The organism is Saccharothrix sp. NPDC042600, from assembly GCF_040647305.1.
Lineage (GTDB): Bacteria > Actinomycetota > Actinomycetes > Mycobacteriales > Pseudonocardiaceae > Actinosynnema > Actinosynnema mutabilis.
Window position 1 is genome coordinate 205,198 of the sequence record NZ_JBEZBW010000001.1, and the last position, 25,861, is coordinate 231,058.

Annotated in this window: 16 protein-coding genes; 9 read left to right on the forward strand and 7 right to left on the reverse strand. The window is 71.9% G+C overall.

The genetic code is table 11. The features are described from left to right. Nucleotides 1-404 precede the first annotated feature (404 nt). Nucleotides 405-2,558 (reverse strand): UvrD-helicase domain-containing protein, encoded by a 2,154-nt coding sequence (locus AB0A74_RS00795; RefSeq protein WP_358246789.1) that lies wholly within the window; start codon nucleotides 2,556-2,558, stop codon nucleotides 405-407. Between the two features lie 196 nt (nucleotides 2,559-2,754). Next, nucleotides 2,755-3,213 carry a hypothetical protein gene (locus AB0A74_RS00800; RefSeq protein ID WP_358246790.1) on the reverse strand — a complete coding sequence of 153 codons (459 nt, stop codon included), beginning with the start codon at nucleotides 3,211-3,213 and terminating at the stop codon, nucleotides 2,755-2,757. Nucleotides 3,214-3,394: 181 nt separating this feature from the next. Here AB0A74_RS00800 and AB0A74_RS00805 point away from each other — a divergent pair, with 181 nt between their 5' ends. The 6 genes from AB0A74_RS00805 to AB0A74_RS00830 all read left to right on the forward strand — a co-directional run bounded on the left by AB0A74_RS00805 (nucleotide 3,395) and on the right by AB0A74_RS00830 (nucleotide 14,112). Further along, a complete protein-coding gene (locus tag AB0A74_RS00805; RefSeq protein ID WP_358246791.1) occupies nucleotides 3,395-6,181 on the forward strand; it encodes a BTAD domain-containing putative transcriptional regulator in 2,787 nt (928 codons plus the stop codon). 39 nt (nucleotides 6,182-6,220) lie between these two features. Further along, complete coding sequence (locus AB0A74_RS00810; protein WP_358246792.1) at nucleotides 6,221-6,508, forward strand: STAS domain-containing protein; 288 nt, start codon at nucleotides 6,221-6,223, stop codon at nucleotides 6,506-6,508. Nucleotides 6,509-7,406: 898 nt separating this feature from the next. Next, on the forward strand, nucleotides 7,407-7,790 hold the full coding sequence (locus AB0A74_RS00815; RefSeq protein ID WP_358246793.1) for a hypothetical protein: 384 nt from the start codon (nucleotides 7,407-7,409) through the stop codon (nucleotides 7,788-7,790). 378 nt (nucleotides 7,791-8,168) lie between these two features. Continuing rightward, a complete protein-coding gene (locus AB0A74_RS00820) occupies nucleotides 8,169-10,898 on the forward strand; it encodes a hypothetical protein (protein ID WP_358246794.1) in 2,730 nt (909 codons plus the stop codon). A gap of 9 nt (nucleotides 10,899-10,907) precedes the next feature. Continuing rightward, complete coding sequence (locus tag AB0A74_RS00825; RefSeq protein ID WP_358246795.1) at nucleotides 10,908-12,908, forward strand: hypothetical protein; 2,001 nt, start codon at nucleotides 10,908-10,910, stop codon at nucleotides 12,906-12,908. A gap of 139 nt (nucleotides 12,909-13,047) precedes the next feature. Next, nucleotides 13,048-14,112, forward strand: coding sequence for a spore photoproduct lyase family protein (locus AB0A74_RS00830; protein WP_358246796.1), 1,065 nt, complete (start codon nucleotides 13,048-13,050; stop codon nucleotides 14,110-14,112). 11 nt (nucleotides 14,113-14,123) lie between these two features. Here the strand turns inward: AB0A74_RS00830 and AB0A74_RS00835 are convergent, their stop codons facing one another. Next, complete coding sequence (locus AB0A74_RS00835) at nucleotides 14,124-15,107, reverse strand: hypothetical protein (protein WP_358246797.1); 984 nt, start codon at nucleotides 15,105-15,107, stop codon at nucleotides 14,124-14,126. After that, on the reverse strand, nucleotides 15,086-16,312 hold the full coding sequence (locus AB0A74_RS00840) for a phage holin family protein (protein ID WP_358246798.1): 1,227 nt from the start codon (nucleotides 16,310-16,312) through the stop codon (nucleotides 15,086-15,088). The genes AB0A74_RS00835 and AB0A74_RS00840 overlap by 22 nt, the downstream gene beginning before the upstream one ends. A gap of 307 nt (nucleotides 16,313-16,619) precedes the next feature. On the opposite strand from AB0A74_RS00840, the gene AB0A74_RS00845 reads away from it, so the two are divergent. The 3 genes from AB0A74_RS00845 to AB0A74_RS00855 all read left to right on the forward strand — a co-directional run bounded on the left by AB0A74_RS00845 (nucleotide 16,620) and on the right by AB0A74_RS00855 (nucleotide 19,867). Next, a complete protein-coding gene (locus AB0A74_RS00845; RefSeq protein WP_358246799.1) occupies nucleotides 16,620-19,094 on the forward strand; it encodes a hypothetical protein in 2,475 nt (824 codons plus the stop codon). Next, complete coding sequence (locus tag AB0A74_RS00850) at nucleotides 19,087-19,350, forward strand: hypothetical protein (protein WP_358246800.1); 264 nt, start codon at nucleotides 19,087-19,089, stop codon at nucleotides 19,348-19,350. The genes AB0A74_RS00845 and AB0A74_RS00850 overlap by 8 nt, the downstream gene beginning before the upstream one ends. A 61-nt stretch (nucleotides 19,351-19,411) precedes the next feature. Then, the gene (locus AB0A74_RS00855; RefSeq protein WP_358246801.1) at nucleotides 19,412-19,867 is read left to right on the forward strand and encodes a GNAT family N-acetyltransferase; all 456 of its coding nucleotides are present in this window, start codon (nucleotides 19,412-19,414) and stop codon (nucleotides 19,865-19,867) included. Here AB0A74_RS00855 and AB0A74_RS00860 read toward each other — a convergent pair. The 3 genes from AB0A74_RS00860 to AB0A74_RS00870 all read right to left on the reverse strand — a co-directional run bounded on the left by AB0A74_RS00860 (nucleotide 19,851) and on the right by AB0A74_RS00870 (nucleotide 25,716). Further along, nucleotides 19,851-21,968: a tetratricopeptide repeat protein gene (locus AB0A74_RS00860; RefSeq protein ID WP_358246802.1), complete on the reverse strand. Its 2,118-nt coding sequence runs from the start codon at nucleotides 21,966-21,968 to the stop codon at nucleotides 19,851-19,853. The two genes, AB0A74_RS00855 and AB0A74_RS00860, sit on opposite strands and share 17 nt — an antisense overlap. Next, nucleotides 21,965-24,376: a tetratricopeptide repeat protein gene (locus AB0A74_RS00865; RefSeq protein WP_358246803.1), complete on the reverse strand. Its 2,412-nt coding sequence runs from the start codon at nucleotides 24,374-24,376 to the stop codon at nucleotides 21,965-21,967. The genes AB0A74_RS00860 and AB0A74_RS00865 overlap by 4 nt, the downstream gene beginning before the upstream one ends. 134 nt (nucleotides 24,377-24,510) lie before the next feature. Beyond that, nucleotides 24,511-25,716 carry a M23 family metallopeptidase gene (locus AB0A74_RS00870; protein WP_358246804.1) on the reverse strand — a complete coding sequence of 402 codons (1,206 nt, stop codon included), beginning with the start codon at nucleotides 25,714-25,716 and terminating at the stop codon, nucleotides 24,511-24,513. Nucleotides 25,717-25,861: the final 145 nt, after the last annotated feature.

Consider the following 25,861-nt stretch of genomic DNA (forward strand, 5'->3'; position numbering starts at 1 on the left):
TTGGGTGTCCGTTGGCTGGCCGCGCACGACGAGTGGCTGCTGGGTTTGGACAACCTGATCACACCGGCCGACGCGGCGGAGTTGCTGGAGCGGGTGCGCACCGGCACGGTGGTGATCACCAGCCGCCGGGGACCGGGTGGGGCGGGCCGAATGGCCCGACGCGGACCTGTCCGGCGTGGAGGTGTTGTGCGCGGAGTTGGGGTTCCTGCCGCTCGCAGTCGAGCAGGCGGCGGCCTACCTGGCCCAGAACCGGATAGCCCGACCGCGAACCTGGATCTGCTGGGCAGGTTCCCGGCGCGGATGTTCACCGCCGCGGGGGAGGGCGGGGACGTTTGGCGGACGATGGTCCGGGTCTGGCACGTGACGTTGGACCGGCTGGCCGCCTACAGCATGAGAGCACCCGATCACGTTGACGCTCCGGGGCATGCTGGATCGCTTGCGTCACGGTTGATCGCTGGACGCACGAGTGCGGCTGTCGTGTTCGGGTGGAGTTCCTGGAGGGCGGACAACTCGGCTGGTGGTTGGCCTGGGTGCACGATGCCCAGGCGGTGGGTGGCTCTGGTCATCGCTACGTACAGGTCGTTGTGGCCCAGTGGTTCGCTGTCGAGGATGGTGGCTGGGTCGGCGATCAGGACCGAGTCGAACTCCAGGCCCTTGGCCTGGTCTGGGGTGAGCAGGACGACCTTGCCGGTCAGGTCCGCCGGGGTGAGGGACAGCGCGGCGGTCAGGGACTTGATGCGGGTGTGGGGCGCGATGATCGCTAGTTGGCCGTGGGTGTGTGCGGTGGCGAGGTCGGCGATGGTGGTGGGGAGGTCGGCATCCGTGGTGCGCATGCGCCAGGGTGGTTGGCCGGTCGAGCGGACCGATCGGGGCAACGGCGTCCCGGGGTGGTGGGTGGCGAGCAGGTCCGCGGTGGCGTCCATGATCTCCGCCGGGGTGCGGTAGTTGACCGTGAGCTGGGCGAGGTGCCAGCGGTCCTGCACGTGTGGTCGCAGGACGCGGTCCCACGACGAGGTGCCCGCGGGGTTTCCGGTCTGGGTGAGGTCTCCGACGATGGTCATGGATTTGGTGGGGCAGCGGCGCATCAGCATCCGCCAGGCCATCTCGGACAGTTCCTGCGCCTCGTCGACGACCACGTGCCCGTACGTCGGGTGGTCGTGGTCCTGGCCGATCAGGGTGGCGGCCTCGTCCAGCAGCGGGACGTCCGCGGCACTCCAGCCGTCGGGCCGTTCGCCGAACGGGTCCGCCAGGAGGTCGGACACCACGTCCTCCGGGGTCAGCGGTGGCCACAGCGCGTCGAGTGCGGCCTGGACGCCGGTGTCGGCGAGCAGCGAGTCCCGCAGGCGCGCCCGGTCGGTCTCGTCCAGCAGGGTCCTCGGCCCGTCGTCGTGCTCATCCCCGTCGATCACGACGCCCGCGGCGGCCAGCGCGCGCAGGTCGGCTTCGCCGAGCCGGCCGTCCGGGCTGCCGCCGTCGATCGCCTCGCCGGTGTCGGTGAGCACGACCGCCTCCATGCCCTCGACCAGGTGTCGCGCGAGCACGTCCACGACCTCCCGCTGGAAGACCAGCATGGCCTGGTTGTGCGGCAGTCCGGTGCGTCCGGCCTTGCGCAGGGCACGACCGCAGGTGCGCGGGTCGAGCCGCAGCACCAGTTGCTCGAACTCGACCTCGACCGGGTGGTCCGGGGTCCGGACCCGGGACCGGACCGCTTCGGCCAGCCGTTCGGCCATCACCGCCCGGCCCTTGGCCTCGGCGGTCCCGGGCGGGTCCACCCGGTCGACCTCGACGCCCGGACGCAGGTCGGCGATGGTCGCGGTCACCACGCTGTTCTCGCCGAGACCCGGTAGCACCTGGCCGATGTAGTCGAGGAAGACCCGGCTGGGACCCACGACCAGGACCCCGCGGGCGCGCAGGTGCGGACGGGTGTGGAGCAGGTACGCGACCCGGTGCAGGGCGACGGCCGTCTTCCCGGTGCCGGGCCCTCCCTGCACCACGAGGACCCCGCCCGACCCGTGCCGGATGATCCGGTCCTGTTCGGCCTGCAAGGTGGTCACGATGTCGTGCATCCGGCCGGTCCGCCGCGCGGTCACCGCCGCCAGCAACGCCGCCTCGCCGACCAGCCCGACCTCGCCGACGGCGTCAGTGTCCAGCACCTCGTCGTCGAGCGCGACGACCGTGCGGCCCTGCACGGTGATGCGCCGCCGTCGCCGCACCCCTTGCGGCTCGGCGGCCGTCGCGGTGTAGAACGCGCGGGCCGCCGGGGCGCGCCAGTCCACCAGCAACGGTTCGCCGTCCGCCTCCCGGAACAGGCCGAGCCTGCCGATGTAGAGCCGCCGGCCGTCGTGCTGGTCCAGCCGCCCGAAGCACAACCCCTGCTGCACGGCGTCCAGTCGCGCCACCTCCGCCTGCCAGATGGCCACCGACTCCGCGTCCCCGCCGGCCCGCGCCGCCACCAGCCGTTCGGCGGCCTCGTCGCGCAAGGCGTCCAGGCGGGCGTACAGGCCCGCCACGTACGCCTGCTCGATGTCGATCTCACGGTCGACGTCCCCACCGGCCACGCGTTCCCCCAGGTCGATCGGCGATCAGTGCCGTCGAGCCTGCACGGGCGACATCCCGGAAAACAGTCTTGTTCTTCGCCGCCGCCTCAGCCGCCCGGGTCACGCGGCGGCACGAGCCGCAGCCCTTGGTCCGGGAACCCTGTGGGAGTGGGGAGGACCAAGGGCTGCGGTCATCTGCGATCGACCCGGTGTGGCGTCACCCGCAGAAGTACGTGCCCGACCACTTGCCGTTGCCGGGGTCCTTGTGGCACCAGGTGGTGCCGTCGCGGCCCTCGTGGGACACGATCCTGGCGTTGCCCTGCTTCCGGGCCTTGAGGATGTTCCAGGCCCAGCCGCCCATGGACTTCCAGCCGCCGCTGCCCGGCCACGCGTGGTAAACCTGGTGGTTGGTGCCGACCACGAAGGTCTCCAGGCGGTTGTTCCCCCAGTCGACGTCGATGCCCTGGCTGCCGCACGGCGACCAGCCCCGGTAGCCGTACCGGTCGACCGGGCAGTTCTCGGCCTCCGCGGCGCCGATCGGCGTGAACGTCGAGACGCTCGCCGGTGCCGAGGTGGTGCTCGGAGCCGCCGTGGCGGGAGCGACGAGCATGATGGCTGTGCCCGCGACGGTGGCGGTGGCCACGCCGATGGTCTTGAGGACGGACTGCATCCCCATGTGGGTCCCCCTTCTCCAACTGTGGTGTGGTGCGGCGGGTCCGCCTCCTCGATCCCCTCGACGGGCCCGCCGTCCGGACCATCCTGCGCGTCCGGTCGTGGGCAAAACGTTGCTTCATCGTTGAGTCGCGTGGTGGGCGGGACTACACAGGCACGGGGATGTCAGGGGGAACAGGGTGGTCGTGGAGTTCCGTGTGCTGGGCAGCGTCGAGGCCTGGGTGGACGGGAGGGCGGTGGACGTCGGGCCGGCTCGGCTGCGGTCGGTGCTGGCCGCGTTCCTGGTCGAGCCCAACCAGCCGATCCCGTCGGACCGGCTGGTGGAGCGGGTGTGGGCGGATCGTGCGCCCGCTGCGGCGCGGGACACGTTGCGGACGTATCTGACGCGTTTGCGGCGTGTCATCGCCGATGCCGACGGGGTTCGGATCGGTCGCCGTGCGGGTGGTTACGTGCTGACGCTGGACCCCTCGACGGTGGACGTGCACCGGTTTCGGGAGTTGATCGGGCAGGCTCGGGTGGCCGACGAATCCACGGCCGCTGAGCTGCTGGGGCGGGCGTTGGCGTTGTGGCGGGGTGAGCCGTTCGCCGGGTTGGACGGTGAGTGGGTCAGCGCGTTGCGGGCCGAGTTGGAGGCGGAGCGGGTCGAGGCCGAGCTGGAGCACGTTGACCTGGTGCTTCGGCTGGGCCGTCACCGCGAGGTGGTGGCGGCTCTGGTCACGCGGGCTGCCGAGCGGCCGCTGGACGAGCGGGTGGCCGGGCAGTTGATGCTCGCGCTGCACCGCGGTGGTCGGCAGGGGGATGCCCTCGACGTGTATCAGCGCATCCGCACGCGGTTGGCCGAGGAGCTGGGGAGCGATCCCGGGCCGGCGTTGCGGCGGTTGCACCACCAGGTGTTGGCCAAGGATCCGGCGTTGGACGCGGGGGTGGCGCGTCCCGGGACGGCCGGGCCGCCTCGGCAGCTGCCCGCGCCGCCGAGGTTGTTCACCGGCCGTCGGCGGCAGTTGGACGCGCTGACCGCGTACCTGACCGGCGCGGCGGAACCGGGTGCCGACCTGGTGATCGCCTTGATCGGCGGGACCGGCGGGATCGGCAAGACGTGGCTCGCGCTGCACTGGGCCCACCGCAACCTCGACCGCTTCCCCGACGGGCAGCTGTACGTCAACCTGCGTGGGTTCGACCCCCGTGCGCAGCCGGTGTCGCCGGAGGTGGTGGTTCGGGGGTTCCTCGACGCCCTGGGGGTCCCGTCGAGTGGCATCCCGGCGGGTCCGGACGCCCAAGCCGCGCTTTACCGCACCCTGGTCGCGGACAAGAGGGTCCTGGTGGTGCTGGACAACGCGGCCGACGCGGGCCAGGTCACCCCGCTGCTGCCCGGCAGCCCGACCTGCACGGTGCTCGTGACCAGCCGCAACAAGCTCACCAGCCTGGTCACCACGCATGGGGCGCGGCCGGTGTCGTTGGAGATGTTCAGCCACGACGAGGCTCGTGACCTGCTGGCCGGGCACCTCGGCGCCGACCGGCTGGCCGCCGAACCCGAGGCGGCGGAGGGCCTGTTGCGGCACTGCGCGGGGTTGCCGTTGGCGCTGGGCATCGTGACGGCCCGGGTCGCCACCCACCCGGGTATCCCGCTGGCCGTCCTGGCCGACGAGCTGGGCGACCACTCGACCCGGTTGGACGCGTTGGACACCGGCGAGGACCTGGACGTGCGGGCGGTGTTCTCGTGGTCGTACCGGACGCTCAGCCCGGCGGCGGCGCGGTTGTTCCGGCTGTTGAGCCTGCACCCCGGGCCGGAGATCAGCCTGGCCGCCGCCGCGAGCCTGGCGGGGCGCCCGACCGGCGGGGTGCGCCCGCTGCTGGCCGAACTCGGCCGCGCGCACCTGCTCACCGAGGACCGGCCCGGCCGGCACACGGTCCACGACCTGCTGCGGGCCTACGCGATCGAGCTGGCCGACCGCCACGACCCCGCGGCGGACCAGCACGGGGCGGTGCGCCGGCTGCTCGACCACCTCCTGCACACCGCGCACGCCGCCGACCGCCTGCTGGAACCGTACCGCGACCCGCTCGACCTGACCGACCCGGCGCCGGGCGCGGTCGTGCAGCGCGTGACCGACCACCGGAAGGCGCTGGAGTGGTTCCGCGCCGAGCTGCCGGTGCTGGTCAGCGCGGTCGGGGTGGCGGCCGGGCACCGGATGGACGAGCACGCCTGGCGGCTGCCGTGGACGCTGGTCACCTTCCTGGACCGGTCGGGCCTGTGGCCGGACTACGTCGCCACCCAGCGCACGGCGTTGCAGGCGGCGCGCCGCCGGGGCGACCGCGACGGCCAGGCCAGGACCCACCGGTTGCTGGGCAACGCCTTGGGTCGGCTCGGCCGCGACGACGAGGCGCGGGCGCACCTGGCCGAGGCGCTCGGGCTCTACGCCGAGATCGAGGACCCGATCGGCCTGGCCCGCACGCACCGGGCGATCTGCTGGCTGCTGGGCCAGCGGGAGCGCTACACCGAGGCGATCCGCCACGCCGCGCGTGCGCTGGAGCTGTTCCGGTCGGCGGGGCACCGCAGCGGCGAGGCGCGGGCGCTGAACGCGGTCGGGTGGTACCACTGCCTGCTCGGCGACCACCCGCGTGCGCTGGAGAAGTGCGAGCAAGCCCTTGCCCTGCACCGGGAGTTGGGCAGCAAGGACGGTGAGGCGGCCACTTTGGACAGTGTCGGTTTCGTGCACCACCACCTGGGCGACCACGTGCGGGCGGAAGCCTGCTACCGGCAGGCGCTCCGGCTCTACGAGGAGCTGGGCGACCGCAACGGCATGGTGGAAACCCTCGATCACTTGGGCGACACGCATTCCGCGCTCGGGGACCACGATGCGGCCACGCGGGCGTGGCGGCGGACGTTGGCCTTGATGGAGGAGGTCGATCACCCCGACGCCGGCCAGATCCGCGCGAAGATCGCCCGGTCGCACCAGCGCAACGCCTTCGGGTGACGTCCGCCGACGGTCGCTTGCGGGTTGGGAGCGGTCACGTTGCCCGCCTTCGGATCGCAGGCCACCGCGGTGGTGATCGACTTGACCGGCGTGGCCTTCCCGGGCTCGAGGGGTCTGGCGTTGCCGGCCGAGGCCGCCGCGCACGCCGACCGGCGCGGTGTGCGGCTCGTGCCGGCTGCCGGTCATCGGGCCGTGGTGCATCCGATCCACGTCACGGCGCTGGACGACGTGTTCGACCTGTATCAGGACGTGGACCGGGCCGTGGCCGCCGTCGCGGCGCCGCCGGCCACGCCGTCGCCGAGCCGGTCGCGGCGAGAAGACGTTTGAGTGTGATCGTGTGGTGTAGCCCGATGGTGTCGTGCCGGTGCCGCAGGTGCCGACGCGGCGAGGGACCGTGCGTCCTGACCAGGCTCGACGCCGAGGCGTTGCACAGCCAGCGCCCGCGCGCCGGTCCGGTCGCGCGGTGCGGGCTCGTGGCGATCGACCGAGCCCGCACCGCGCCCTCTCCGCGGCGCGCCGTCCCGGTTGGGAACGCGGTGACTCGTCCTGTGCGTCAACCGGGCTCGTCCGCAGACCTCGACGTCGGAGCCGGCCGCCGCGCCCGACCACAGCCGGCTACAGCCGACGGCGACCTCGACCGCGAAGCCGGGCCCGGAGCACGGCATGGCGGCCCGCGCTGCCCAGGTGCCGCTCTCGTCGCGCTCGCACGCGACCGTGCCGGGCGGCGTGGTGTCCGCGGCCGGAGGAGGGACCGTGGACGTGCTCTTTCCCCTCGAACATGCGCCGGCGGTCGCGTTGGGACAGTGACACGTGGATGCGTTCGTGGAGGGGCGCCTCGGGTGCGTGCAGGACGAGGGGGAGGTCGTTGACCGTCCAGAGCGCTTCGCGGTCGATGCCGGGCAGGACGGTACGGCGGAGGTCACTCATGGATTGGTGGGCTCCAGTGTTGTGCAGGAGGCGCGGTTCAACGCCTCGGGACCAGTGGCCGGCGGCCCGCACCGGCCACGCGGTGCGAGCGTCGAGCGGCACGGCGGAGAGCGGCGGGGGAGGGGTTCGCTCCCGCCGTCGGCTCTCCGGGCATCACTGGTCACTGCTGCATGGCGGCCATGATTGTCAGCCCGCCGGTCGTCGGTCAACGACATTTCCGGACCGTCCTCGGCCTGGCGGGACTCACCGGCGGAGCGGGCTTGATCTCTACCGAACTGGAGGTTTTAGCGTCGGTGGCATGACCGGGACACTGCTTTTCCGCAACACGATGCGCATCCGCGAGGGGCACCTGGACGAGTTCCGTGCGGCGGTCGTGAAGGCCGTCGGGTTCGTCCGCGAGCACGGTCCGCAGTTGATGGTGGAGGTGTTCATCGACGCCGACGCGATGGTGGCGCACAGCTTCCAGCTCTACGCCGACGACGAGTCGGTGCTCAGGCACTGGGAGCTTTCCGACCCCTACATCCGCGAGGTGATGGAGCACTGCGCGGTCGAGCGGTTCGAGGTGTTCGGCTCACCGGGTGAGCGGGTGCTCGCCGGGCTGCGCACGCCCAGCGGGGAGTCCTTCGCCACGACCATCACCCCGCGCCTCACCGGCTTCACCCGCATGGCCACGTCCCGCTGACGGTCGGGCCGTTACGCGGGACGCTCACCTTTCCCGAAGAAGGTGGAATATCGCCATTCGCCTGACCATGGTCCGGTCAGGCGAATGCGAGCGCTCGGGCTCCGCGTACTGGGCTCAATGGGTGTTGTGTACTTCACAGTGCGCGGAAGCCGTGGTAGACAACGTGAAGACCGGCTTTTGAGGGGAATGTGTCGGCCGATTCTGTGTTGTTCCACGGGCCTAGGGGTGGGTTCAATGGCTTTCGAGCTGAAACACGACGTCTTCAAGTTCGTGGCGCTCCGCCCGCCTGCGCCGGTCGATGAGGAAGACCCGATTCAGTACCTGCTGCGGGACGGCCGGTCGTCGTCGGAAACTCTCGTGGGCCGCATCATTGCGGAATTGGGTGACGAGATTTCGCACGAACGGTTCGACCCGAAGCTGGAGGAGGCGGTCGCGGCGCACGGGTTGACCCCGCTGCCGCCCGAAGGGGGCATCGGCGACGCGTTGGCCGAGGTGACCCGGGTGCTGCGGCGCCACCTGTCCCTGGCCGGCTCGATGGGGCCGGTCGACGTCGGCGCGTTGCGGGCTGACGTGGAGCAGGCCCTCGGCGCCACCGCCCAGGACTTCCTGGCCGACGGCCGGGTCACCGAGGTGCGCGGCGGGTTGTGGGACCGCCTGCAGAGCTTCTACCTGCTGGGCAGGCGGCGGCCGGTGAACGTGGAGGGCCTGGTGGACGCCTTGCGCGCGGTGCGGCTGGTCGAACTGCTGGCCGCCGGTGCGGTGCCGGATTCCGCCCGCGATCTGCGCCGGGTGGCGCGGGCGACGCTGGTCCTGCCCGACCTCGCGACCGACGCCGCGGTGCCCAAACCCGGTCCGTCCCGACGGGACAGGGCCCGGCGGGAGGCGGAGGCGCGGCGGGCGGTCGAGCACGAGGCGCTGTGGACGGAGTTCGTGGAGCTGGTCGACGGCCTGCGCGTCCTGCGCGAAGCGCCGGTGGAATGGGTGGTCGAACGCCACGCGGAACCGCGCGGGACGGGCGAGGAGCCCGGCACGACCCCCGCCCCGGCCGGGGCCGAGTGGCGGCAGTCGCTGCACGGCAGGCTCCCGCACGGCGTCGTGGAAAGCCTCCCGCACGCCGCGAAGCAGGCCGTCGCGACCTTGCCCGCGAGCCAGTCGATGCTGGACAAGCCGTTGTTCATCGAGGCGGTGCAGCACAAACTGGCCGTCGTCGCCGACCGGCTGCTCAACTCGACCGACGCGGCGCTGTTCAAGGTCATGCCCGAAGCCGCCGCGCAGGTGCCCGGCATGGCCGCGCTCGCCGCGAAGTACAAGGGGGCGTCGGCGCTGGAGCTCGACGACCTGTTCGAGCCGGTGGTGCAGTTCCCCTGGGTGGTGCACCCGGTGATCCGCCCGCTGGGCATCGGCGACCTGAAGGTGGTCAAGCAGACGTTGCAGCGCTACGTCGCCGGCGAGGTGGCGCACATCGAGAACGTGCTGGACGGCGAGGGCAAGGACCGCACGCACCGCCGCCTCGACCGCACCGAGCAGACCTTCACCATCGAGACCGAGACGGTGGAGGACACCGAGCGCGACGCGCAGACGACCGACCGGTTCGAGCTGAAGAAGGAGTCGGAGAAGACCATCCGGCAGGACATGAGCGTCAACGCCGGCGTGACCGTGTCGGCGTCGTACGGCGTCGTGGAACTCGGCGCCTACGCGGACTTCGCCTACAGCCAGTCGTCCGCGGAAACCACCAAGAACAGCCAGAACTTCGCCCGCGACGTCGTGGACCGGTCGCTGACCAAGATCCAGAAGCGGGTGCGCGAGGAGCGCGTGACCAAGACGATCAGGGAGATCGAGGAGTCCAACCTCCACAAGATCGACAACACGCCCGCGGGCAACGGCCACGTCACGGGCATCTACCGTTGGGTGGACAAGCACTACCAGGCCCAGGTGCACAACTACGGCGTGCGGATGATGTTCGAGTTCATCATCCCCGAACCGGCGGAGTACTACCACTTCGCGCAGGAGCACGACCCGGCCAAGAACGCCGGCAGCGCCGAGCCGCCCACGCTGGACCTGTTGTCGCACAAGGACGTGCAGAGCTGGAACTTCGGCGACTTCGTCAAGAAGTACAACGTGCAGGGCGTCGTCCCGCCCCCTCCGGAGTGGAAGGTCGTCACGACGACGTTCGCCGAGAGCGGGATGGCCGACGACCAGTACGCCTCGAAGACCTCCAAGGAAGTGGTCGTCCCCGACGGGTACCTGGCCCGCGGCTGGGGCGCCAAGCTGCACGGGTTCGGCGGCACGATGGTGCTCACGATCGGGACGCACGACCTGGACACCCCTGGCCTCGACGGCGAGGACTCGATGGTGCCGATCAGCCTCATCACCTCCGACACGCGGGCTTTCGCGGTCAACGTCGAGGTGTGGTGCGAGCGCACCGCCCGCGCGTTCGAGGTGTGGCAGATCCAGACGTTCGAGAAGATCGTCGCCGCGTACGAGGCCGCGAAGGCCGCGCACGAGGACAAGGTGAAGGCGGCGACGGCGGCGCGGGGCGTGGTGGTCGAGGGCCGCAACCCCGGCGCCAACCTCCGGATCGTCCGCAACGAGCTGAAGAAGCAGGCCATCACGTTGCTGACGGGCCAGGACTACTCGTCCTTCGACAGCGTCAGCGGCCTGCCCCCGGTGACCGACCTGGCGGAGGCGGCCGAGGAGGGCCGGTTCATCCAGTTCTTCGAGCAGGCGTTCGAGTGGGAGCAGGCGACGCACCTGTTCTACCCGTACTTCTGGGCCCGGCCGTCCACCTGGGGCCGCCGCCTGGCCGCCGAGGACCCGGACCCGCACTTCACCCAGTTCCTCCAGGCGGGCGGGGCGCGGGTGGTGGTCCCCGTGCGCCCGGCGTACAACGAGGCGATCCTGCACTACGTCGAGACCGGTGAGCTGTGGCACGGGGGCGACCCGCCGCACATCGACGACCCGTTGTTCGTCTCGCTGGTCGAGGAGTTGAAGGCGCAGACCGACGACCTGGAGAACGCCGTGCCGCAGGGCGACCCGTGGCCGGTGGTCGTGCCCACCACGCTGGTGCACCTCCAGGCCGACGCCGTGCTGCCCGACTTCACCCAGTAGGAGCGCACCGTGGGGGACCTGCACCGGCACGCGGAGATCTTCCGGCACGTCCACGCGGTGGTCTCGCCCCTGCGGCCGGGCGAGGACTACATCTGCCTGGAGATGGGCAACTACCTCACCGACATCAGCCAGTTCCGCGACCCGTTCGCGTTGATGTACGGCAAGCGGATCGTGTGGCAGCGCGGTCTGTCGGAGAGCATCGTGCTGAGCGTGTTGCAGGTGTTCCCGGTCATCGGCCTGCTGACGTCGGAGGCGGTGCTCAACTGGGCGGTGGACCTGGACGAGTGGATCGACCGCATGTTCGGCGTGCACGAGCCGCCGGAGCAGCGGCACGGGAAGCTCGCGCAGTACTTCGGTCACGTGTTCGCGGGCATCACGCAACTGGTGTTCGCCGACGACGTGCCGAAAGGCGCCCTGTGGCGGCCCGCGTTCGCACCCGCCCTGGGCGATCTCGCCCGGCTGCCGTCGGCGGAGGTCGGCCGCATCTACGACGAGTTCCTCACCCAGTACTACCCGCACGAGCACATGGACCTCCCGCCTTACGTGCTCTACGGCGAGCACCGGGCCAAGCACCGGCTCTACCGGCGCGGCCCGCGTGGGCTGATCGCCTACCTGGAGGAGTACGTGGAGTACCTCTCCGAGTCGCTGAGCAAGCTGGAAGTGGAGTGGAAAGGGCTCGCCGGCACCCCTGCCGGCGACCCCAGGCGGCACGACGTGCTGGTGAAGCTCGGCAAGGCGCTGCACGGCGTCGAGGACTTCTTCTTCCACACCAACCACGTGGAACTGCACCTGTGGCACGAACTGCGTTCCAAGCGTCCCCGTGGTGAGACCGAGGAGTACTTCCGCGAGTGGTTCGCGAAGAACGCCCATTCGCGGTTGCTGCCACCGGATGAGCCGCACCAGGACTCGACCCGCCACTGGACGCCGGAACGCCACCAACGGATCCGCGCCCTGATGCGGAGGTTGCGGTACCCGGTGTACCGGCCGGTGGACAAGCTCGACCCGGAGACGTCGGAGTCCGCGCTGAACCTGGTGTACAGCGGCGGTTTCGGCAGCAAGGACGTCTTCCACACGCTGTCGATGGCGTTGGAGAGCATGGAAGCGTCGGTCCAGGAGTTGGAGCGGTCCTTCCAGGGACTGCCGCGCCTGGTGAAGGACAAGTGGGCGTCGAAGAACCCGAGTCGCCTGCGCGGCTCCCGTCTCGTGCTGGTGCGAGCGCTCTTCGACCACGAGTACCGGTCGGAGTTGGGCAACAGCAAGACCCGCCTCGAAGAGGAGTTGGCCCTGCACGCCGACCAGCTCCGCGACGGGGTGTACGAGCGCGGAATCCACCACCTGCACGAGCACGGGTACCTCAACGACGCCGCCCGGGACGCCTGGCTCGCGGCCGTCGCGCTGGACCGGGAGATGGAGGACTTCGGCGTCAAGACGCCCGGGATCGGCGGTTTCCTGATCGCGCTGCTCGCGGAGGGGCAGCGGGAGCTGGAGAAGAGCCGTTTGCGCAGCCAGGCGATGGACAACTCACGCGACCACGGACCGGGCAACGTCTTCGACACCAGGTCCGACAACGGCGCGACCGGTGAACAGGTGGGCACGCACACCCTGATGTCCAAGGACACCGCCATCAGCCACCCGATGCACGAGGAGGTCAAGCGGATCGCCCGCTTCGCGTCGATGGCCGTCGCACGTCACCTCGTGGTGGAGGTGACCGGCTACCCGAGCGTCGTCGGCGGGCTGGACTGGGACCGCATCCTCCGGCACTACCTGCGCTTCCCCCACGCCCGCGCCGACACGTGGGAGTCGCAGGTGCTCGGGCACGTCCGGCGGACCATGCTGGACCCCACCTACGACGACATCCCCGACCGGGTGCGGCAGCCCCGGGTGGAGGGTCCGCAGGGGGCGGCCCGGCTCGCCGCCCGCAGGTCGGGGTCACGGCGCAGCGAGCTGGAGAAGCGCTACACCGACCTGGAGGAACGGGTGGACCACTTCCAACTGCTGCTGCCGTTCTGATCGCGACCGCGGCCCGGTCGGTGGCGGTTCGCGTCGGTGCCACGCGGGACCTCGTTCACCCGATCGTGTGACAGTGAGTCGGCCCACAGGGGCCGCTCTGACGTGCGTTTTTGTCGGTCCCGTTCGGACACTGGGAAGGGTGAGCACCAAGCCCCTGATCTCGCCGACCCGCATCTACGTCGAGCCCGCCGCCGCGGAGCTGCCGCGCGGCCGTGCGGTGCTCGACCGGTTCCCCGATGCCGAGCGCGTCGAGGTGGACAGCCACTGGCGCATCCCGGAGTTGCACGGTGACGAGGCCAACGCCCGGCGCTGGGTGCGCATCAAGCAGGAGGCGCTGGTGCTGGGGGTCAAGAAGTCGCTCAGCGCCCGGCCCAACGGGCGTTCGGCGCACTTCATCGCGCCGTCCACGGCCAACGGGTGCGCGATGGCCTGCGCGTACTGCTACGTGCCGCGCCGCAAGGGTTACTCCAACCCGATCACGGTGTTCGCGAACATCGAGCAGATCACCGGCTACCTGGCCCGGCACGTCGCGCGGCAGGGGCCGATGACCGAGCCCGGCCAGGTGGACGACGCGGCGTGGGTGTACGACATCGGGGAGAACTCGGACTGCTCGGTGGACGCGCTGGTCAGCGACAACGTGCGCGACCTGGTGGAGCTGTTCCGCGGGCTGCCCACCGCCAAGGCGTCCTTCGCGACCAAGCACGTCAACCGCGACCTGCTCGACTGGGACCCGCGGGGCCGCACGAGGGTGAGGTTCTCGTTGATGCCCGAACGCACCGCGAAGCTGCTCGACCTGCGGACCAGCCCGATCCCCGAACGCCTGGCCGCCCTGGACGACTTCCGCGCCGCCGGCTACGAGGTGCACGTGAACCTCAGCCCGGTCGTCGTGCACGACGGCTGGCTGGAGGACTGGCGCGAGCTGCTGGTGGCACTGGGCGACGCGATCTCGCCGGCCACCCGCGACCAGTTGGCGGCGGAGGTCATCATGCTGACCCACAATGCGGCGTTGCATGAGGTGAACCTGCGGTGGCACCCGCGCGCCGAGGACGTGCTGTGGCGTCCTGACCTGCAGGAATCCAAGCGTAGCGAGGGCGGCGGCACCAACGTCCGCTACCGGCGGGGCCTCAAGCGGGCCCTGCTGGACGACCTGCTCGCCCTGATCGACCAGTACGCGCCGTACCTGCGCGTTCGCTATGCGTTCTGACGGGCTGGAGGTCAGATCGCGAACGTCCCGCTGTCGGGGATCACCACGGTGCCGGTGCGGCCGGCGCTGGCCCAGTCCAGCTCCAGGCGCCAGCTGGCGTGGTAGGTAGCGGGAACGCTCATCGTGAAGTGGAACAATTCGGGGTTGCCCATCGTCACGGCGAACGGGAAATCGTGTTCATGGGCGACCACCCGCGGTGGTTCCGGTTCGACTGCTCGTGAGTCCACACCCAGCTCGATGCTGAAGTTGTGGATTGAAGACCTCGAATGGGCTTCGCTGACTTTGTCGTGGAAGTCGACCACCACTGGTCGGATGCCGAGCAGTACGACGGCTTGGGCGGTGCGTCCTTCGACGAGCACGATGATTCCGATGTCGTGGGTGCTGGGTCGCCGGCGCCACAGCTGCTGGAACCCGTCATCGACCGCTTTGGCGGATGGGACCTTGTAGCTGACGGTGAGGATGATCGGTACGTCGTGGTGGGGTGCCGGTGCTGGGCCGGTGTAGATGTTCACATCGCCGTTGACCACGCCGGCCTGCACGGCGGTACCACTGTTGTCGGCGAGGTGGTTGAGCACGCGAGGGCTCACGGCGCCGTCGTACAGGTCGCGCAGGTAGGTCCGTGTGACGACGTCGCGGAGTCGTTGCCGTCCCTCCTCGACCAGGTTGAGGATCATGGCGGCAGGTGGGTGCGGGCTGCTCGGGTAGCTCAGGTCCACCGACGTGGTCACCACGGTCGCCCTCAGCACCACACCGCGCCCCCGGTCGCGCAACCAGCCCTCGACGGCCTCGGCCATGACGCGGACTCGGTCGTCGGAGCCGAGCACGACGTCGAGGAGGTGGCGCGCGTCGCCGAACGGGCGACTGAACCCGGGCGGCTTCTGCCTGATCGCCCACGTGGTGCCGGCCAGCCCGTCGAGGGCCCGGCCCAGGTCTTCGAGCACGGTTCTGGCCGGCTCCGCCTCGCCGGGGGCGGTCAGCACGATCCGGATCTCCATCGGTTACCCCCTTTGACATCACGCAGCGTATCTGCGCGCTCGCGCCGGCGGAGATGTTCACCGCGGCGCGGGAGCGGTTCGGGGTTGTCGGGGTGTTGCCGTCGTTGGTGACTGATGTGGGTGCGCTGGTTGTGGTCGTCGTGCTGGTGATCACGCGTGGGACGTGGGCGCGGGTGGTGCAGCGTGCCGCGACCCGTTCTGTACCGCGATTGCACCGGTCGGTGTGACCTTCTCTGCCCAGTAGTGCCAACTGGGAGTGAGGAGTCGCATGGTGGAATCCGGCAGTGATCCGCGCGGGGCGGCACCGGGCGCGGCGGGAGGTCGGTCGTGACGTCCCAGCGGAACAGGATGCGGCAGGCCGCCCTGTACGCCGCGTCGGGTGGCCTGCTGACGCTGGCGTTCGGCGCGCTCGGCGCGCAGGAGGCCGAGGCCGCGCCGAAGGGCCAGGGCACATCGCGCCCGGCGGCGGCGAAACCCAAGCCCAAGCCCGCCGCGAAGAAGCCGGCGCCGGCGAGGAAGTCGCCCGCCAAGGCCAAGAAGCCCGCGGCCAAGCCGAAGCCGGCTGCGAAGCCCAAGCAGACCAAGGCGAAGCCGAAGCCGAAGTCGGCCGCGAAGCCCAGGCCCACGACCAAACCGAAGCCCGTCGCGGCCAAGCCCAAGCCGAAGCCCGCCGCGAAGCCGAAGCCCGCAGCGCAACCCGCGGCCAAGCCGAGGATCAAGCCCAAGCCCGCGCCGAAGCCGGTGCCGAGCCAGAAGGCCACCGGGAAGCCCGTGCCCGGGTCGAAGGTGGTGCCCAGGACGCCCAAGCCCAGGCAGCCACGGGCCACGCAACCGCGATCGCACGACATCAGGCCGCCGGCGGCGCGGCAGCCGAGGTCTCCCGGGGTGAGGCCGACTCCGCCGAGGCGGCCGGAGGTGCGGACGCCCGAGCCGAGGCAGCCGCGCGCCCCGCACTCGCGGTCGCACGACGTGAAGCCGCCTGTGCCGCCGACGCCGCGACGGTGGATCGCTGACCCCAGGCCACAACCTTCCACGCCGAAGCCGCGCATGCGGAAGTCGGTGAGGATGACGCCGCCGGCACCACGGCCGCGCGCCGTGCCGAGGCCCGAGAATGCCGTTGCGCCACAAGCGGTGAAGCTGCCCTCGGGTGGTCCGCGTGACGAGGCGGTGCGCCGGACCGCGGCCAAGGCGGCGGCACGGGCCAAGCCGGCTGTTCCCGCGCCGCCAACGCAGCCGGTGCCGAGGCCCAGGGGTATGTCCCAGTCGTTGCGGTTGGCTGAGGCGGCGGCGGAGAAGGAGTCGCGGACGGCTCGGGAGTACGCGGCGCGCAGGGAGCAGGCGGCGGGGCGTGCGGCGTATGCGGAGGCGCAGCGGGGTGGGGCTCCGGGTGCGGCGGCGCGGCGGGCTCGGGCGGCTGGTGCGGCGGTGCCTGTGGTGCCGGTGCCCAAGCCGGTGGTGAGAACTCCGGCACCGAAGCCGGCGGTGAGGACTCCGGCACCGAAGCCTGGAGGTGTGTCGCAGTCGTTGCGGTTGGCTGAGGCGGCGGCGGAGAAGGAGTCGCGGACGGCTCGGGAGTACGCGGCGCGCAGGGAGCAGGAGGCTCGGCTGGCGGCGGGGCGTGCGGCGTATGCCGAGGCGCAGCGCGGTGGGGGGCCGGGGGCGGCTGCCCAGCGGGCCGAGCGGGACCTGCGGTTGCGGATCGCGCAGGGCATGGCCGACTACCACGACGCCATCTCCGGGCGGAACCCCGGCGAGCGGGACACCCACGTCGTGGAGAAGGTCGGGGAGAACAAGACCAGGGTCACCAACGCCCGCACCGGCGCGTCGGTGGTGCACGACATGCCGCTCAGCGGCTACCTGCACCCGACCTCCAAGTCGGTCGAGGCCGACGTGGACACGGTCGTCAACGGCGAGCCGACCACCGTGCGCCAGACGGTGAAGGTCAACGAGTGGCGCAAGCCCTCCGACCCCCGCTACGCCAACCTCTCCCTCGGCGAGACCCGGAGCGGCTCGGTCGTCGCGGTCTCGCACGGCGGTGTGCCCGCGGAAGTGGGGAACAAGCTGCGCGACAGCGTCCTGCTCGGTCCGGAGAAGGGCAAGACGACCGCGGACGGGCGCAACGTCACGATCTACCCCCGCAAGCAGCAGATCGAGCACAACGCCGAAGACCTCGACCGGCAGTGGCGGCGCGTGGACGACGACGGCAAGGTGGAGGCCCGCGAGGTCGAGGACGCGGTCAAGAGTTCGGTCGCGCTGGGCGTGGACGCCGTCCTGGGTGGCGGCGGCACCAACGTCTACCAGGCCCGCAAGGACTGCGCCCACAAGGGCGACTGCAAGGACCTCCACACCGAAGCGCTGTGGGCCCTGGCCGGTGCGCCGACGCGGGGAACCCTCGGTCCGCTGCGGGGTGCGGTGGCCGGCGCCGCCCGGGCCGGCCGACTCGGTGACAACGTCCTGCGCGGCGCTCGGCTGGACGACCTCGTCCGGGCCGGGCGCAAGAGTGACGACCTGCTCGAATCCGGCCGGGCCCCGACCACTCCCCGGACCACGCCGAAGGACACCTCTCCGCGACGTGCTCCGGACCGCGAACCGGAACCACAGCGCCCGCAACCGCCTCGCACACCGCCCGACCGCGGGGGTCCAGGCGCGCCGGTGAACCCCGGCTTCCGCCACGGCCCCACGGCCGCCGCCCTCGGCCTGGCGGCGACCGGCGTGACGGCGATCCCGGACGGGGACGCGCCGGAGCAGCCGAAGCCCCCGCGCCAACCGGCCGCCGAGCCGGAAGCGCCTACCACCGGCGACCGCGAACCGCGGTTCGACGACCCGGCCAACCCGCCGAGCCTGGCCGACCCGGAAGCCCCGGACCAGCCTCGACAGGAACCCGGCGGCGGCAACCCGATCACGCCGGAACGCCCGAACCGTCCGGAACGCCCCGGCACACCCCCACAACCCGACGAGCCGGACCACACACCGACCCACCGCAACCCGGGAACCTCAACGGACAACGCCGACGACCAACCACGGCCCGAGTCCACAGAGGAGGGAGCGGACGCCGCCACTGACCACGTCCGCGCCGCGCTCGCCGACCACCCGGAGGTCGCGGATGTCGTGACGAAGCTGCTCGACGACCACGGGACGCACCCGCTCAACGTCACCGCGAACCTGCTCAAACCGGCCCAACGGGAACGCACCCTGGAACTGCTGACCCAACTGGCAGCCGGGGAGACCCTGCGCGGAACCGATCTCATGGACTACCTCCGGGACCACCCGGGCCGCGGCGAGGTCTTCGAACCCGTCACCCCCGAGATCAACACCGCGCCGACGGGCGTGTCACGCAAACAGGAGTTCTCGGACTCCCAGAAACAACGCGACCCGAGGCGTGACGTGGGCGCGCATCCCGACGAAGAACAATTACGCCTGCTCGAATCGTTCGCCGACCAACTCGCCCTCGAAGTCCACGAAGAAGTCCTGGACGAGTTGGAGCAGGTCGCTCCCGGCGCGTCGATCAGCATCCGCACGAAGTCGGCCGAGGCGATCCTGGACAAGGTCAGGAGGATGACGGCGGGCAACCCGCCCCACCAGGCCCCGCGGCCCGGCTACCGCAGCGGCGACGTCCTGGACGCCGTCGGAGCCCGGATCACGGTGGAGGACATGGGCCGGCTCAACACGGTCCTGAAGAGGGTGGTCGAGCACTTCGGGGTCGGCGACGGCGGCCGGATCCTGGAGATCGAGAACATGTACGCGCAACCGAAACCGGGCAAGTACGAATACCGCGTCATTCCGCTCATCATCAAGAAGGAAGTCGACGGGCAGGAGTTCCCGTTCGAACTCCAGCTCACCACGCGACGCGCGTCGGTCGCGGCGGACGTGTACCACAACACCGTCTACAAGCCCTACCATGAGTTGAGCGGGCGACAGCGGGCAAAAGTCGAGGAAATGTTCGCCGAAGCCGCGGCGCAGGACCAGGAGGAGACCAGGCGTGGGTGACACCGGGCAACGAGCTGGGGAACGTCCGATCATCCGGACGTGTTTCGGCAAGACGGCCGGCGGTGACGTCGTGGCGCACTTCGTCCTCGACAGCCGCGACTACCCCGACCGGCAGGCGTTCAGCGCCGCCTACCGCGAGGCTTACGCCGAGGCCCGCCGTCGGGGAACCGGCTACGAGTGGCAGTCGGACGTGATCGACCACGACGACCCCCGCTCGCCCCTGCCGACGTGGGAGGAGTTCCGGCGCGCCGGGTAGCCCGGAAATCCGGTGGCGTCGCGCGTTGTGTGCCCGGCAGGCTGGTGGCGTGGAGTACCGGGTGTCTGGGCTCACGGCGTCACCGGAGTCGGCGGCGATCACCGAGCGCCTGCTCGACCGGCTTCCGGCGTGGTTCGGGATCCCCGAGGCCAACGCGGAGTACATCGCGGCGGCGGGCCGGTTGCCCGGGTTCGTCGCGAAGTCCGGCGTCGCGGCGGTGGGAATCCTGCTGTACCACCGCCACTACACCGAGTCCGCCGAGGTCCACTTGCTGGCGGTGGACCCGGAGTGGCATCGCCGAGGCGTGGGCGGGGCGCTGGTCTCCGCTACCGAGGAGGCGTTGCGCGGGGACGGGTGCCGGCTGCTCCAGGTGAAGACGCTGGGAGCGGCCCACCCCGACCGGGGCTACGCCGACACCAGGAAGTTCTACCGGGCCGCGGGTTTCCTGCCACTGGAGGAGACCCGCGACCTCTGGCCGGGCACGCCCTGCCTGATCATGGTCAAGGCGCTCCGGTAGACGGGTCGGCGAGGTGGTGCTGGACGCGGGCGGCGTCCTCGTCGCGTCCCTGGCGCAGGTACAGGTCCCGCGCCTCGTGCCACGCCGTTCGCGCCCGCTCGTGCTGTCCGAGCGCCAGGTGTGGGTGGCCGAGGTGGTCGAGGACGTCGGCGGCCTCGTGGAGGTTGCCGAGGTCGCGCCACAGGTCCAGAGCTTGTCGGTAGTGCTCGACGGCCTCCCGGTGGTGGCCGCTGTGGTGGGCGGTGTAGCCCAGGTTGTCCAGCACGGCGGCCCTGCCCTCGGGGTGGCGGGTTCCGTACCGGGCGAGGGCGGCGTTGCTGTGGTCGCGGGCGGTGTCGTATTCGCCCACGCGGGCGGCGAACCAGCCGGTTTCGTACAGCGCGTCGGCGTCCCAGGGTGCGCCGAGTTCGAGGAACAGCTCCAGCGCCTGCTTGATGTGGTCGTAGGCGCGCCGGAGGTCGCCCTGTCGTTCGCAGCTCCACGCCAGCATCTGGTGGGTGTGGGCCCTGAACAGGGGATCGGGGTGGTTCTCGGTCAGGGCGTGGGCCTGGGTCAGGTGCTCGCTCGCCGTGTCGTGCTGTCCCAGCTTGGCGTGGGCGTCGCTGAGGTTGCGGTGGGCGATGTACCGGGTGATGGGGTCGGTCAGGTGGGCGGCGGCGTCGAGGGCGGCCTGCCACACGGTGATCCGGTCGCGCGGGTGCCCGTGCCGGGCGTGGTGGGCGAGCAGGCCGTGGGCCAGCCACCACACGGTCTCGTGCCAGTGCCGAGCCGCGGCGGTGCGCTGGGCCGCCAGCAGGCACGGGTACTCGGCCGCCAGCCACGCCAGGGCCGCCGCCGGGTCGGGTAGCGCGGGGGTGTGCTCGCTCGGGGCCGGTGGCGTGAGGTCGAGCGGCGGTTGCTCGGGGAAGATCACGGCGGTGGCGGCGTGGGCGGTGTGGGTGTGGAAGGCGACGACGCGCCGGAGCGCGGCTTCGCGTGTCCGGTCGTCGGCGAGGGTGGCGGCGTAGGCGCGCACGAGGTCGTGCATGCCGTACCGGCCGCCGGGCAGTCGTTCGACCAGGGAGGCGTCGGCCAGGGCGCGCACCACCGCGTGCGTGTCCCGTTCGGACAGGCCGGTGAGGCAGGCGGCGGCGAGCAGGCCGATGTCGGGTCCGGGTGCGACGCCCAGCAGCGCGAACGCCCGCCGTTGCGGCTCGGTGAGCCGGCGCAGGGACCAGGACAGCACGGTGGGCAGGCCCGCGCCGGGGTCGGCGGAGTCCAACGCGGCCAGGCCCAGCGTGCGCAGGTCGGCGGCGATGTCGGCCAGGGGCAGGTGCGGTTCGGTGGCGGCGCGGGCCGCGACGAGCCCGAGCGCCAGCGGGAACCCGCCGCACAGCCGGACCAGCTCGTCGGCCGGGCCCGCGCGGTCCGTGTCGAGGGCGGTGGTCAGCAGGTCGTGGGCTTCGGTGTCGGTGAGGACGTCCGGGCGCACCGGTCGGGCGCCGTGGCGGGTGACGAGTCCGTGCAGGCGGTCGCGGCTGGTCACCAGCACCGCGCACCGGTCGCCGCCGGGGAGCAGCGGGGTGACCTGCTCGCCGGCGGCGGCGTTGTCCAGCACGACCAGCACCTGTTTGTCGGCGACCAGGCTGCGGTAGAGGGCGGCGCGGCGGTCGGGCTCGTCGGGCTGCTCGGTCGGGCCGACGCCGAGGGCGTCGAGGAACCCGCCGAGCACGTCGACCGGGTCCGCGGGCCGCGCGGTGGGGCTGAAGCCGTGCAGGTCGGCGAAGAGTTGCCCGTCGGGGAACCGGTGGGCGTTGCGGTGCGCCCAGGTGAGCGCGAGCCAGGTCTTGCCGATGCCGCCGGCGGCGGAGATGACCACCGCGCCGGTCGTGGGCAGGGCGCGGTCGAGGGTGGCCAGGTGGTCGAGGCGGCCGACGAACCCGTGTGGTGGTGGCGGGAGTTGCCTTGGCACCGGCCGCGCGGCGGGGTGGTGATGGTGGTGGATGCCGCCGGTGATGGTGTGGGCCTGCACCAGCCCGCCGGAGACCGTGGCGCTGTCCACCACGTTGCGCACCTGCCCGTCCGGCGGGTCCGCGCCGCTACGCCGATCGTGGATCGTCATCGCCCCTCCTTGCGCGTCCGGGAAGGCATCGACGCCAGGAGTATCCCGATGAGGTGGTGTCGGGCGTCGAGCACGCTGCGGCACGTGGTCAGCAACGAGTCCAGTCGCTGGTGGTCGCCGGTGATGCGGGCCAGGTGGTATTCGCTGGCCAGCGTATCGGGGTGGCGCGGGCCCAGGACGCGGAGCTGGGCGGCGAGGACGTCGCGGACCTGTGCTTCGGCGGTGGGGTGGCCGGTGACGAGCGCCAGGTCGAGGCGGGCGAGGAGCGTGTCGGGGTTGTCCCTGCCGAGGACGCGTTCGGCGATCGTGACGATGTCGCGGAGTTCGGCTTCGGCGATCTCGGGGAACCCCCGGTCGCGCAGCACGCACGACCGGCGGTGGCGGCTGTGCAGCACCTGCGGGTGTTCGGGGCCCAGCACCCGGTTGCCGACCGTGACGATGTCGCGGTACTCGGCTTCGGCCCTGGCCAGGTGGCCGGACCGCCAGAACACGCCCGCGAGGTTGTGCCGGGTGGTGAGGGTGTCGGGGTGTTCGGGCCCGAGGACTTCCCGGCGCAGCCGCAGGACCACCCGGAACTCGCGCTCCGCCTCGGCGAGGTCGCCGGACTGGCGCAGCACGAACGCGAGGTTGTTGTGCGAGTCCAGGGTGGCCGGGTGCGCGACGCCGAGGACGCGTGCGCGGACGCGGAGCACGTGGCGCAGCCCGCTCTCGGCTCCGGTCAGGTCTCCCTGGCGGCGCAGCACCCTGGCCAGTTCGTGCCGGGTGGCCAGCGTGGCGGGGTCCTCGGCGCCCAGGACCGCCTCGCGCAGGTCGAGCACCCGCCTCAGCTCCGCGGCGGCGGAGGACAGGTTGCCGCGGTCGCGCAGCATGAGGGCGACGCAGTGGCGGGCCGCCAGGGTGTCGGGGTGCTCGGCGCCCAGCACCCACCACCGGAGGGCGACCGTGGCCCCGTAGAACCGGTCGGCGTCGAGGTGCAGGCCCGCCGCGTGGCAGGCGTCGCCGACGCGGTGGGCGATCCGCGCGACGGCCAACGCCCGTTCATCGGTCCACAGTGGACCGAACTGGTCGATCAGGTGCGTGCAGTGCGGCGCCAGCGATCGCCACCGGGGCCAGTGGCGGGGATCGTCGTGGGTCATGCCGGCCACGGCGTGCTCGACCAACCGCACGGCCAACCACAGGTACTCGCCCATCGCGGCGATGGCGTCGGCCTGGTGCCGGTTGGCCTCGCGCACCACCGGGTGGACCGCCAGCGCGTCCCACCCCGGCCCGACGCGGTCGACCAGACCCACCCCGGCCAGCCCCGCCACGGCGTGCGCGAGGTCCGCGGCGCTCGCCGACCCGAACAGCCCCGAGTCGGACAGCACGGCGGGGTGCAGCAGCCAACCGGGGATCCGCGCGCCGTCCAGGACCGACAGCAGCCGCATGAGCGGGCGGGCGACCGGCAGGCCGCGGGCGGCGAGCAGGTCCAGCGACAGTTCCCACGTGCGGTGCAGGGCCCGGCGTTCGACCGGCACCGGCTGGTCCAGCCCGCGCGTGACGATGTCGGCGAACCGGGTCTCCCACGCGGTGAGGTACTCGGCGAACGTGCGGGGCTCGGTCACCCCCGACAGCGCCGGGACGCGGTTGGTGGCCGCCAGGTAGGACCCCGCCAGCCGCAACGCCAGGGGCAGCCCGCCCAGCCGCCGGGCCAACGCCTCGGCGTCGGCGCGACCGCCGGCCGCGGGGGCGAGGTCGGCCAGCACGGCGGCGGCGTCGGAGCCCGCCAGCGGTTCGACGGCGACCAGCCGCGCCGACCCGCCCCAGGCCTCCGCCCGCCCGTCCCGACTGGTCACCACGAGCGTGCCGCCGGGGCCCGGGGTGCGCAGCCACCCGTGGCCGTCCACCACGACACCCTGGGCGTCCGCGAGGAGCCCGACGTCGTCGGCGTTGTCCACGACCAGCAACCACGGCTGCGACATCCCGTGCAGGGCCCGCCACAGCAGGTCCGGCATGGACCCGAGCCCGCCCCACGCCGACCGCGCCTCGGCTTCGCCCGCCCCCGCTTGCAGGGCGACCGCCCCGAATCCCTGAGCCAGGCTCGCGGCACTGCTCCCGTCCACCCACCACACCCGCGGCCCGGTCCGGCGCGCCAATTCCAGTGCCACGGTCGTCTTGCCGCAGCCGCCGACGCCGTGCAGCACGACGACCTGCCCGGTCGCGTCGGCCAACCGGTCCAGCAGCTCTCCACGTCCGCGCACCGACCGCGCCGCCCACCCGTGCGGCAGGGCCACCGACACGGGGTGCGCCGGGTACGGCTCCGGCACGGCGAGGTCCCCGTGCACGTGCAGGTCCCGCCCGGCCTGGAACACCCGCCCGCCCCGCGCCACGCCCACCTGCCCCGGGGCGGGAACGTCCGCGTCGGGCCCCACCGTCGCCTCCACCTCCGCACCGGCATCGACGTGATCCGGACACAAGATCCCAACCTCGGCCGTGGATCAACGCAAAGATGCGGCTTGCCGGGGCGTCCGGTTTGCACGGGTCGGACGCCCCGGCGGGGGTGTGGTCAGCAGGTGGGGATGGTGGCGCTGGTGGTGACCAGGGACGCGGCCACGTGGTCGGCGTCGGTCAGGCGGTACCAGGTGGTGCTGCCGTTGACCGTGCTGCCTGTGGTCTTGCAGCTGATGGCCAGGCCTCGGCCGTTGGGGGCGGTGTACATGACCGAGCTGGTGGACGTGTTGGTGTTGTAGCGGATGTTGGCGCCGTTGGAGGAGTTGACCGTGCCGGCGAACGGGCCGGGACCGCTGTAGCGGCCGTAGTTGTAGAGGCTGCCGCCGTCCTGGGACTTGCGGTCGCCGTGGGTGGCGTAGCCGTCGTAGTTGGAGCCGTTGGTGTGGAAGGTCCAGCCGCCGATGGTCTTGCCGACCACCGACTCGAACGCGAGGTTGTCGCGGTCGCCGGAGCGCAGCGTGAAGTGGACGTGCGCCCCGTTGGCGCTGCCGCCGCACGCGGTGTTGGTGCCCGCCGTGCCCAGGTAGTAGCCGAGGTCCACGGCGGTGCCGTCGGCCGGGAAGCCGCTGCGCTGGTTGAGGTGGTAGTAGCCGGTCGTGTAGCCGTTGGCGTGCACCACGAGGATCAACGCGGTCGCGGACGAGCCCGCGTCCACGCAGGCGCGGTAGACGCGGCCGGCCGCGGCGGTGCGGATCTCGGTGCCGGTGCCGCCGAAGTCCAGGGAGCTGTAGAGCGATCCGCGGCCGTCGTTGGCGTGCGGGCCGCCGCCCCAGCCGACGGTGGCGGCGGCGTTGACCGGCAGCGCCAGACCGGTGTCCACCGGCAGCGCGGCGCTAGCGGCTTCGTGGTTGGCGGCGAACAGCGTCTTCTCGTCCGCGCCGACCACGGACGCGGGGGCCTGGCGGGCGAGGGCGACGAACCGCTCGCTGCCCAGGATCCCGACCTGCCACCGCCCGGCGACCCGGTGGGCCACGTACAGGCTGGCGTCGGGCGCGTGGTCCTCGGCGTCCCCGGGGATGGTGGCCGCGCCGAACGACCAGTCACCCGTCGAGCGGCGGGGTTCGACGACCGCGCGGTGGTCCAGGGCGGTGCCGCGCTGCGCGGCGACGACCGGACCGCGTTCGGCGAGCAGGGTGTCGGTGACGCTGTCGGCGAGCCCCTTGACGGGGTCGGCCTGTGCAGTTGCGGGGCTGAGCCCGACGACGGCCGCCGCCGCGGCGGCGGCGACGGCGAGCGCGATGCGTGGGAGGGAACGTGTCATGAGTCGGTCTCCGGACGTGTGCAGGGAGAGACGTGCTCGTGCGGCCCGCACCGTAGCCGGCGGGCGTCCGGTACCTGAAGGTCTTTGTTGCGTTACGACATCGCCGCGTGAGGCGGACCGAACCCGCAGGTCAGTGGCCGTTCTC